The organism is Lactiplantibacillus songbeiensis (assembly GCF_005405125.1).
Classification (GTDB): Bacteria; Bacillota; Bacilli; order Lactobacillales; family Lactobacillaceae; genus Lactiplantibacillus; species Lactiplantibacillus songbeiensis.
This window is the reverse complement of sequence record NZ_BJDL01000006.1, coordinates 34,223-46,044: the sequence shown is the minus strand read 5'-3', so window position 1 is coordinate 46,044 and position 11,822 is coordinate 34,223. Positions and strand designations below refer to the sequence as shown.

Annotated in this window: 9 protein-coding genes; all 9 read right to left on the bottom strand. The window is 45.2% G+C overall.

Features of this window, described 5'->3' with window-relative positions; all coding sequences use genetic code 11:
• Positions 1–7: 7 nt before the first annotated feature.
• Positions 8–313: a L7Ae/L30e/S12e/Gadd45 family ribosomal protein gene (locus FFM77_RS01570; RefSeq protein ID WP_137634000.1), complete on the bottom strand. Its 306-nt coding sequence runs from the start codon at positions 311–313 to the stop codon at positions 8–10.
• Entirely contained in the window at positions 303–602 is a 300-nt protein-coding gene (gene rnpM, locus FFM77_RS01565) for an RNase P modulator RnpM (protein ID WP_137633999.1), read from the bottom strand. Before rnpM ends, FFM77_RS01570 begins: the two co-directional genes overlap by 11 nt.
• An 18-nt stretch (positions 603–620) precedes the next feature.
• Positions 621–1,862, bottom strand: a complete 1,242-nt coding sequence (nusA, locus tag FFM77_RS01560) for a transcription termination factor NusA (RefSeq protein WP_137633998.1) — start codon at positions 1,860–1,862, stop codon at positions 621–623.
• Positions 1,863–1,877: 15 nt separating this feature from the next.
• Positions 1,878–2,354, bottom strand: coding sequence for a ribosome maturation factor RimP (rimP, locus tag FFM77_RS01555; protein WP_137633997.1), 477 nt, complete (start codon positions 2,352–2,354; stop codon positions 1,878–1,880).
• Positions 2,355–2,491: 137 nt separating this feature from the next.
• Positions 2,492–6,808 (bottom strand): PolC-type DNA polymerase III, encoded by a 4,317-nt coding sequence (locus tag FFM77_RS01550; RefSeq protein ID WP_137633996.1) that lies wholly within the window; start codon positions 6,806–6,808, stop codon positions 2,492–2,494.
• Positions 6,809–6,947: 139 nt separating this feature from the next.
• On the bottom strand, positions 6,948–8,657 hold the full coding sequence (locus FFM77_RS01545) for a proline--tRNA ligase (protein WP_137633995.1): 1,710 nt from the start codon (positions 8,655–8,657) through the stop codon (positions 6,948–6,950).
• A 200-nt stretch (positions 8,658–8,857) separates the two neighbouring features.
• Complete coding sequence (rseP, locus tag FFM77_RS01540) at positions 8,858–10,135, bottom strand: RIP metalloprotease RseP (RefSeq protein WP_137633994.1); 1,278 nt, start codon at positions 10,133–10,135, stop codon at positions 8,858–8,860.
• Positions 10,136–10,178: 43 nt separating this feature from the next.
• The gene (locus FFM77_RS01535; RefSeq protein WP_137633993.1) at positions 10,179–10,964 is read right to left on the bottom strand and encodes a phosphatidate cytidylyltransferase; all 786 of its coding nucleotides are present in this window, start codon (positions 10,962–10,964) and stop codon (positions 10,179–10,181) included.
• Positions 10,965–10,979: 15 nt separating this feature from the next.
• Positions 10,980–11,759: an isoprenyl transferase gene (locus tag FFM77_RS01530; RefSeq protein ID WP_137633992.1), complete on the bottom strand. Its 780-nt coding sequence runs from the start codon at positions 11,757–11,759 to the stop codon at positions 10,980–10,982.
• Between the last annotated feature and the right edge of the window lie 63 nt (positions 11,760–11,822).

Below are 11,822 nucleotides of genomic sequence, written 5' to 3'. Positions count from 1 at the left end.
CCCTCCTTTAGTTAGTCATGATCGCCACCATTTTTCTGGCAAAACCACGATCCGTAATCGCAATTACGGTCCGTGGATTCCCGGTTGCGGCATTCAATTCCGCCTTAGTAAAGGTATCGATCACTGGTACATCATAGGATTGGGCCTTATCATGGAACTTTTTTACAGTCGTGGGACCAGCATCGCTTGCAATAAAGACAAGTTTGGCTGATTGGTTACGAATTGCGGCTAAAGCTAAGCCTTCACCGGCAATTTGTTTCCGGGCACGCCGAGAAAGTCCCAGTAGGTTCAAACAAGCTTCTTTAGGCGTCATCACCGAACAATTCCTTTCGGGCTTGTTGGTGATCGACATATGCCACCAGCTCGTCATAAAACGTTGGGTCGACCTTAATACCAAAAGCCTTGTCAAATGTCTTTTGGGCTTTGGCTTGGTTGGCCACTTCGACGTCGAGTGAAATGTAAGCGCCCCGCCCCGGTTTCTTCCCGGTTGGGTCTACTGACACCTCATCTTGCTTGTTTTTTACGACCCGGACTAAGTCTTTCTTGGGATGCATTTCACCCGTTACGATATCTTTACGCAACGGCACTTTTCTTTTTTTCAAATCCCAGACCTCCTTTAGTTATTCATCATCACTAGCTGAGTCGTCACTCGCCGCAGCCGATGTATCATCAGCAGTGGCTTGATCAGTTTCAGTTGGTGCTGGTTCAACTGCTTGGTCACTGGCAGCTGAGTCGACTGAATCATCGGCATCAACGTCAGCCGTTTCAGGCGCTTCATCAGCGGTTTCAGCAGCAGCAACATCAGTTGGGTTCGCATCCATTATATCAGAAGCTTCGGTCTCAGATTTAATATCAATCTTAAATCCAGTTAATTTAGCTGCTAAACGCGCATTTTGTCCCCGCTTACCAATTGCCAATGACAATTGATAGTCTGGAACAACGACCGTACAGCCACGTTCGTTTTCTGGATCAAAGATGACATCTAAGACTTCAGCAGGATTTAACGCATTCGCGATAAAGACAGCCGTATCATCAGTCCATTCCACGATGTCCATGTTTTCACCATGAAGTTCGTTAACAATCGTTTGTACTCGTTGCCCTTTAGGACCAACACAAGTACCGACGGGATCGACGTTGGGGTTATTTGAACGAACCGCAACTTTCGCCCGATCGCCCGCTTCACGTGCGATTGAGACGATTTCAACGATACCGTCAAAGATTTCAGGAACTTCTTGTTCAAACAAACGCTTCAATAAATCTGGCGCCGTCCGTGAAACAAAGACTTGCGGACCTTTAGTCGCATTTTCAACTTTTGACACGAAGACCTTAATTTTGTCATGAATCCGATACGTTTCACCTGGTAATTGATCAGAACGGCCCATGACCGCTTCAACCTTACCCAAACTGACATAAACGAACCGGTTATCTTGACGTTCAACTTCCCCAGTCACGATTTCATTTTCATACTGGCTATATTCGTCAAAGATAATCCCACGTTCAGCTTCACGAACCCGTTGCATAATGACTTGTTTAGCCGTTTGCGCAGCGATACGTCCAAAATTCTTGGGGGTCACTTCAAAGCGGATGTCATCACCGATTTCGTAAGCGCGGTTAATCTCTAACGCATCTTGTAAACTGACTTCCAAGCGCGAATCAAAGACGTCTTCAACAACTTCTTTTACCGCATAAACATGAATATTACCTTTTACTTGGTCAAAGTCAACTTCGACGTTCTGAGCTTGACCGTAATTACGCTTGTAAGCGGACACTAAGGCCGCTTCCAATGCATCGATCACAACTTCTTTTTTGATGCCTTTTTCTGATTCCAGGGTGTCTAAAGCCCCTAATAATTCCTTACTCATGTGTAAACTCCTTTGCTAGAACTTAACCGCTAATCGGGCTTGCGCAATCTGATCCCGCTTAACAGTGACCGTCTTATGACGGGTTTTATCTAAGTAATTAATGGTCAAGGTTTCAGGCGTGACTTCAGCTAAGTCGCCTTCAAACACTTTTTTGCCGTCGACTTTTTGGTACAAGCCGATATGGACGTATTGACCAATGGCATTTTGGTAATCGGCTTCCTTCTTTAAAGGCCGTTCCGCACCAGGCGAAGATACCTCTAAAAAGTAAGCTTGCGGAATCGGATCCGGATCCATCGTATCTAATTTTTCACTTAATTCATCGCTGACCATCGCACACTCTTCAATGTTGATGCCACCGGGTTTGTCGATATAAATCCGGAGGTACCAGCTCTGGCCCTCCCGGACAAATTCAATATCAACTAATTCAAACTGGTGGGCCGCCACAATGGCTTGGGCCAACGGTTGAATTGTATCAATAACGTTATTGCTCACGTTGCGCCTCCTATCCAGATTAGTCCAATAAAAAGAGTGAGCATCGCTGCTCACTCGTTAACGAGTTTTAAATTACACTCATATATTATCATAATTATGCATAATCCGCAACTCGACGCCATTTATAGCTGTTAGCTTTAAAATAATGACAACTGGTTTTCGTCAGGTAAGCCTTCCAAAACCCCATTTTCCGTCATGAAATCAATTAACGTCTTCGAAACCTTACCACGCTTCGACAAATCTTCCTTAGATAGGAACGGTTTATCCGCGCGTGCGGCGACAATTTGCTTCGCCACGTTTAAGCCCAAGCCTGGCACTGCCCGGAATGGCGCAATCAACGTATCGCCATCGATCAACCAATCTGCCGCATCCGACTTTTCAAGATCGACCATGGAGAACTTAAAACCACGTTCCAACATTTCGTTGGCTAATTCTAACACCGTCAATAAGTTCTTTTCCTTGGCCGACGCATCCATTCCTTTATCCGTGATGGCTTTCATCGACGCTTTGACAGCCTCTTTACCATGCGACATTGCAACCAAATCAAAATCATCGGCACGCACAGAGAAGTACGCCGTGTAATAGATCATTGGGAAGTAAACCTTGAAATAAGCCACCCGCAACGCCATCAAGATATAAGCTGCCGCATGGGCCCGCGGGAACATATACTTGATTTTCAAACAAGATTCAATATACCAATCTGGCACATCGGCATCTTTCATTGCTTGTTGCCACTCGTCTGGAATCCCCCGGCCTTTTCGCACATGCTCCATGATTTGGAAAGACATATCGGATTCCATACCGTAGTGGATCAAGTCGGTCATGATGTTATCCCGGCACCCGATAACTTCGGCCAATGTAACTGTCCCGTCCTTGATCAACTCTTCGGCGTTCCCTAACCACACATCGGTTCCGTGAGACAACCCAGAAATTTGTAATAATTCATTAAAAGTTGACGGGTGGGTTTCTTCTAACATCCCACGGACAAAGCGAGTCCCAAATTCTGGGATGCCCAGCGTCCCGGTCTTAGAAAAGATCTGATCTTCCGTGACGCCCAAGACTTCCGGACTAGAGAAGATTTTCATGACGTTCGGATCAACTGGTGGAATACTTTCTGGCTTAATTCCAGATAAATCTTGCAGCATCCGGATCATTGTCGGATCATCATGTCCCAGAATATCAATCTTCAAAATATTGTCATGGATCGAATGGAAATCAAAGTGGGTCGTTTGCCAAGCCGCAGTTTGGTCATCGGCTGGATATTGAACTGGCGTAAAATCGTAAATATCCATATAATCCGGCACAACAATAATCCCGGCCGGATGTTGACCCGTTGACCGTTTGACCCCCGTAATCCCTTTAGACAAGCGATCGACTTCGGCATTGCGGAACGTTTGATTCGTGTCACGTTCATAGGCTTTGACGTAACCATAACCGGTCTTATCAGCGACCGTCCCAATCGTCCCGGCCCGGTAAACGTTCTTCTCACCGAACAAAACTTTTGTATAGTTATGGGCAATCGGTTGATAATCTCCTGAGAAGTTCAAATCAATATCGGGGACTTTATTCCCGTAAAATCCTAAGAAAGTTTCAAACGGAATATTATGACCATCGCGAACCATGTTCGTGCCACACTTTGGGCAATCCTTTGGCGGTAAATCATAGCCAGACCCATATTCGTTGTTCGTATAAAAATGTGAATACTGACAATTTGGACACCGATAATGTGGCGGCATCGGGTTAACTTCCGTAATCCCTGACAACGTCGCAACTAGACTAGAACCAACAGATCCCCGTGACCCAACTAAGTAGCCATCTTTATTGGACTTAAACACTAACCGTTGGGCAATCAAATAAATAACCGAGAACCCATTCCCGATAATACTCTTTAGTTCCTTATCGACTCGCGCTTGCACGATTTCTGGTAACGGATCTCCATACCAGGCATGGGCCCGATCCATCGTTAACTGCTTGATTTCAGCTTCAGCACCGGCCATCCGTGGCGTATAAAGCTTATCCTTAACCGGCCGAACCGTTTCAAACTGATTGGCAATTGCTTGCGAATTTTCCACCACAATGCGATGGGCTGTCGCCTGACCTAAGAAGTCAAAATCCTTCAACATTTCATCAGTCGTCCGGAAATGGACATCTGGTCGTTCCGTTCGGTTCAATGGATTAGCCCCACCTTGAGAATGAATCAATATCTTACGATAAATCTTATCTTCTGGATTTAAGTAATGGACATCACCCGTCGCAACGACCGGCAACTTCAATTCATCACCGAGTTCGACCATATTGCTAATAATTTCTTCCAAATGTGGGGTATCCGCAATAAGGCCACTTTCAATCAACGGTGCATAGGCTGGCTTCGGTTGCACTTCCAGAAAGTCATAGTAGCCGGCTTTTTGCCGCGCTTCGGCTTTCCCTTTTTGCATCATCGCGGTGAAGACTTCTCCGCTCGAACAAGCTGAGCCAACTAAAATGCCATCACGGTACTTATTCAAAATACTACGGGGTACTCGCGGCACCCGATAATAATATTCGACGTTTGATAACGAAATAATTCGGAATAAGTTCTTTAACCCAGCTTGGGTTTGGGCATACAACGTTGCATGGAACGGCCGGGCATGTCGATAAGCGGCATTTTCATTCATATGATCATTTAACTGATCATGGAACTGGACGCCATACCGTTCTTCCGCATCCTTTAAGAATAAATGGTTCAAATGACCCGTTGATTCCGCATCATAGATCGCACGATGATGATGTTCCAAAGAAACATTGAATTTCTTCGCTAAAGTATTCAACCGATAACTTTTGAAGGTTGGATATAGCCAGCGGGCTAAAGTCAACGTGTCAATAATTGGATTCTCAATCGGGCCCATGCCGTGACGGGCATAGCCGGTATTCATAAACCCAATATCAAACGTAACATTATGCCCAACGACAATGGCATCGCCGTAAAATTCCCGGAACAACTTGAAAACTTCTTCTTCTGATTTAGAACCGCGCACCATGTCATCGGTAATACTCGTCAAATTAGTCGTTGTTTCCGACAAATGAAAGCCGGGATCAATAAATTCTTCAAATTGATCAACAACGTTTCCTTTGACCATCTTGACCGCTGATAATTCGATGACTTTGTCATAAATCGCTGATAACCCGGTCGTTTCAGTATCAAAAATGACGTAAGTTGATTCTTTCAGATCAACATGGGCATCGTTGTACGCAATCGGCACCCCGTCATCGACCATATTGGCTTCAACACCATATAAGACTTTAATGTTATTTTTCTCACCGGCCGCAAACGCTTCAGGGAAGGCCTGGGCACCGGAATGATCCGTAATGGCAATCGCTGGTTGGCCCCATTTAGCGGCCTGCTTCACAAAGTCAGACACACTATTCGTTGCATCCATCGTGCTCATATTCGAATGTAAATGTAATTCGACCCGTTTGTCGTCAGCGGGCGCGGTATCTTGGCGTGATGTATGCGTCGTTTCATTGATATCATACGCATTAACCGTCAGATCTCGCATGAAGCTATCTTCTTGTACGGAACCCCGGACCCGAACCCACATGCCGGGCTGTAACGCAGCAAATTGGGCTTCGTCATCACTATTACGAGAGAACTTCTTAACGACCATTGACGAACTATAGTCGGTAACTTTCAAGATTAACAATTGCCGTTGTGACCGTAATGTCCGAACTTCCATATCAAAGACGTAACCTTCAATAATCACGGAACGTTCTTCTTCGGTAATCTGAACCAGCTGCTTAGCCGGTTCGGCCGGATTAATCTGCTTACCTAATTGAACCGGACCATTGATGGGTGCTGGTTCATCGGCATGTTGGGCGCGTTTTTCATTGGCCTTTTTAATCGCTGCTTCGGCTTTCTTGGCCATTTCTTGGTCAGATTTAGCTTTTTGTTCATGGAACGCCTTGATTTTAGCTTGTGACGCCGTTTCATCAATCATCGTGTGGACTGAGAACTTTGGAAAACCCAGTGCTTGATAGGTCTCTTCAATGGGTCCTAAGGCTTGATTGGTTAAAAAGTTTTGAATGACTTCATTTTCAGCCAATAACAAGACCCGGTCATCTTCATAAGTTGGTACATTACTATTACATAATGACTGGACTAAAGGCGACTTGATCCCACTATTTTGAACGATCCATTCCCAATAATTGGCCAATTCCGTGGGGTTGATTTCAGTATCATCGGTTGTAAGCCGTAACTGAACCCCGGCAATATCGTGAAATGCGATTTGGAGTTTATTTTTAAAATCCATAAACTGCGCAAATGGCAAAACGTGTTGGAAATGTAAATGAAATTCCCAAACTTTTGAGGTCTGATGAACGGTCAGCTTCTCGATGGTCGCGTCCGTATAGACGGGACTCATCGGCATCCCGATTTGTTCGAGTAATTTCTCAAACATTTCCTGCTGATTTAAGCTCACGCGTGCTCCTCCTTTAACTTGGTGACTAACTAAAATCACCTAGTTTCCATGGGTCTCGAAACTAGGTGATTTCTGCATACTCAATAGGGTCAAGTGTACGCATTTTTTAGTTAACTTGCAACGGTCGTGACCGGAAAACCTAATCGATGTTCTTCATCAAAACGGCTAAGTTATTAGCAATTTCTTCTTGCTTAACTTCCAAAGTCTCACCGGTTTGGCGTAACTTGATTTCAACGATGCCTTCACTGGCTTTTTTACCAACTGTGATGCGAACGGGAATCCCCGTCAAATCTGAGTCGGCAAACTTAACACCAGGCCGTTCCTTACGATCATCATATAAGACTTTATAGCCAGCTGCTTCTAATTGCGTTTCGACTTGGTTGGCAACTTCGACTTGGTCGGCCTTCTTAACATTAACTGGAATAACATGGACGTCAAATGGCGCAATATCTTTTGGCCAAACTAAGCCATTCTCATCCGCACGTTGTTCAGCGATGGCAGATAATAGCCGTGAAACCCCGATACCGTAGCAGCCCATAATCACTGGAATGTTCCGGCCATTTTGATCCAAGACTTCCGCATGCAAGTCTTTAGAATACCGAGTGCCTAATTTGAAGATGTGGCCAATCTCAATCCCTTTTGTAAACTTCAAGACACCCGCGCCATCAGGTGACAATTCACCTTCTTGGGCAAACCGGATATCAACGTAGTCTTCTGCATGGAAATCACGTTCTGGATTAACGTTGGTCAAATGATGCCCATCTTCGTTAGCACCGACAGTAATGTTGACCATATCTTTGACATACAAGTCCGCAATAATCTTCACATCATCACTGACGTTCACTGGACCCAATGAGCCGAAGCCCGCCCCCAAATATTGTTTAGCTTGTTCAGGAGTCGCCATTTCTAAGAAATCGGCCCCTAAGTAGTTCTTTAACTTAATGTCGTTAACTTCATGGTCGCCACGAACTAAGGCTAAGACTGGTTCATCATCAGCCATAAATAGGATGCTCTTGACCAATTGATCAGCACCGACTTTCAAAAAGGCCGCTAATTCTTCGATGGTACCCACGCCGGGGGTATCAATCTTAGCCATGTCTTGTAATGAAGCATGCGACTTCTTTGGCACATACAAGCTCCGCGCCATTTCCAAGTTAGCAGCGTAATCGCTGGCATCAGAGTACACGATGGTATCTTCACCAACGGGCGCAATCGCGGAATATTCACGAGAATCTTTACCGCCCATTGCCCCACCGTCACCGATAATTGACCGGAATTTTAAGCCACAGCGTTCAAAAATATTTTGATAAGCTTGCGCCATATCTTGGAAGGTTTCATCCAATGAGCCTTCATCAGCATGGAAGGAATACGCGTCCTTCATGATGAATTCGCGGCCACGTAACAAGCCATACCGTGGACGGTTTTCGTCCCGATACTTTGCTTGGATTTGATACAACGTTAATGGCAATTTTTTATATGACTTGACTTCATCACGAATAATTGACGTAAACGTTTCTTCATGCGTTGGACCTAAGATAAAGTCCCGATCATGCCGGTTCTTTAATTTGAACAATTCTGGACCGTAAGTGTCATAACGCCCCGTTGCTTGCCAAAGTTCGGCCGGAATGACTGCGGGTACTAACATTTCAGCGGCATCGATCTTATCCATTTCTTCACGAATAATCGTTTCAATCTTCGTTAAGACCCGATAGGCTAATGGTAAATAAGCATACATTCCTGCTGAAATCTGACGAATATAACCGGCCCGCAACATCATTTGATGACTGAGCGCTTCGGCATCATTAGGCACTTCTTTCAAAGTAGGAATTAACAATTTTGATTGTTTCATCTACAAATCTTCTCCTTAATTGTTCCAATTTTAATATCATTCTGATTACGACTCTAGTTGGGCAGAAACGTGATGGCCACGTCTACAAGCCGCCATACGGTCTCGCAAGCCGGGCATTGACTAAATCGGAAAATCACCGATTTAGTCAAATGACCCCGCTGAACCAATGTTGGCCCGCCCAATGTTAATTTTTCAAAAGCTTAGAAGAAGTAACGTTGAATATCATTCCACGTCACTAAGACCATCAATAACATTAAAAGGCCAAAACCAATTAACGTAATCACACTTTCAGTCTCTACCCGTAGCGGCTTACCACGGATTCCTTCAACGATGTTCAACAAGAGCTTCCCACCATCGAGGGCTGGAATCGGCAATAAGTTGACGATGCCTAAGTTAATCGACAAGACTGCCAACAAATAAATGACTTGGCGAACACCAGATTTGGCAGCTTGTGACGTAGTGGCAAAGATGGCCACTGGTCCACCTAAATCATTTAGGCTGAAGCCATGTGTCACCATGCGACCAAGGACTTGGAAAATTTGTTTCGTGATGTTCCAAGAACCAGTAACCCCATACGCTAATTTGGCCCCTAAACTGTGATCAGTCGCTGTGGCCCACTTGACCCCAATCTGACCAATCTTATTGCCAGAGACCGTTTTAGCAGCGGGCTTTACCACAATCGTCTTTGTCGTGCCAGCACGCTTGACGCCTAACTTGACGGTTTGATTAGGACTATCTTGAATGAGTAATGAGATGGACTGTGAACTCGTCATCTTTTTCCCATTAACGGCCACAATCTGATCACCGGTCTTAATGCCAACTTGACGCGCGACGGAATTGGCCGTGGTGCCGGCAACTTTGGTCGTTACCGTGGTGACCCCGCCTTGCATAAAGGCCAAAATGGCAAAGGTAATAATTGCCAAGATGAAGTTATTCATCGGCCCAGCAAAGTTCGTCAGCATCCGTTGCCAAAGTTTGGCTGATTGGAACTGGACATCCACTGGGGCAATCTGAACCTCAGTGCCGTCACTTTCAACAATCGTCGCATCGTGATCAACAGCGTAGTGTTTAACTTCGCTTTCATCACCGTTCTCATAACCTTCAATCCACAAGGCTTTTTCAAGATCGGTAGCCGTGACGGATAACGGAATCCCATTAAACAAGGTCGTCTTTTTACTGGCATTAATTGAATGCACCAGGCCATCGTCACCCATCTGCAAACTAACGGGCGTTCCTGGCTTTAACTCATCGTCTTCGTCATCGGCCACCCCAGCCATCCGCACATACCCACCAATCGGTAAAAATCGCAAGGTATATGTTGTGGCATTACGTCGAAATGCGACCGCTTTAGGCCCCATTCCAACCGAGAATTCCCGGACAAGGATCCCGGCCCGTTTGGCAAAGTAAAAATGACCAAATTCATGCACGATCACTAAGATCCCGAAAACGATAATAAAGGTAATAATCGTAACTATCAATGCGCGGATCCTTTCTCCCACTAGTTGTGGGGATGCTTAGTCGTTAGAACAACCCGAAAAGATGGGCAATTGGAAAGACTAGTAACATACTGTCAAAGCGGTCTAAGATCCCGCCATGTCCAGGTAAAATCTTACCAGAATCCTTAACACCATAATACCGTTTTAACGCAGATTCTACTAAATCACCAAATTGACCGACCACTGATAAGATAATCGTGATCACTAACATACTCAACCAATTGTGATACCCGACTTGGAACCCGATGGCAAAGGCCGTGGCAATCACAACCCCGATAATGCTCCCACCGATACAACCTTCCCAAGTCTTGTTAGGACTGATGGGGGTCACTTTATGTTTACCTAACTTCCGGCCAACCATGTAAGCCCCACTATCAGTTGCCCAAACGATAAACATCAAGTACAACAACATCTGCACATTCACACCACGAGCGGCCGTAAAATAATTAAAACCCATCCCAATGTAGAAAATGCCTAGGGTTAGCATACCAGCATCATCAAATGAGAACCGGTTACGTGACCAAACCGTATGCAGTAACAGGAGAATAATCAAGAAATAAACCACATAAGCCTTGTTTAACTGGTCTGGCAGGCCGTTAAACCACTTATTGGGGGCAATCTCGACCATCACCGCTAGCATCCCGATAATCGCTTCAAATGAAATTAAGAGCTTCTTGCGCATGACTAGTAATTCAGTCATCGCAATCGCACCGAGGACCATTGCCACGATATCCAGTGTAATCCCACCAATGAAAATTACGGGGATAAAAAAGATTAACGCCACAACAGCCGTAATGACACGTTGTTTCATAAGTTAAAACTCCCTTTATTTTTGATTCGATAACCCGCCAAAACGCCGATCGCGGCTTTGATAATCCGCAATGCAGGCTTTGAGAGTCGTCGCAGTAAAGTCGGGCCATTTCACATCTGTAAAGACTAACTCACTGTACGCAATCTGCCAAAGCAGAAAGTTCGAGATCCGTTCCTCACCACTTGTCCGAATCAACAGATCCGGATCATGATACGGGGCGAGTGGCGCCGTCATTAGTGCCTGATCAACCGTGGCTTCGTCAATATCAGTAACAGCTAACTCACCAGCTTGAACTTGCGCCGCAATCGCTTGAATGCCACTCACAATTTCCGAACGTGAACCGTAATTCAAGGCAAAGTTCAGGATCATGCCGTCACAATCCTTGGTATCCGCAATCGCATCATTCACGGCCTTTTGCGTCTTCGCTGGTAACTTATCCGTATAGCCCATGACTTGAACTTGCACATTATTTTTAACCAAGTCTGGCACAAAGGTATCAAAGAAGCTGACTGGCAATTGCATCAAATAATTGACCTCATCCGTTGGTCGTTTCCAGTTTTCCGTTGAAAACGCGTATAAGGTCAGGACTTTCACCCCAAGATCACTCGCAGCAATTGTGACCTTTTTGACGGTGTTCATCCCTTCTTTGTGACCCGCAATCCGCGGTAAATGCCGTGCTTTTGCCCAGCGGCCATTGCCATCCATAATGATGGCCACGTGTGCCGGGATCCGTTGGGGATCAATTGCCGGCGTCGTGGTTTCAGCTGGATCATTTTTATTTAAAAAAGCGAACAAATTGCACCTCCAAAAAAAGCTTAACCAAGCACTATTTTACCAAAAAACAGGCGATTAAACTAT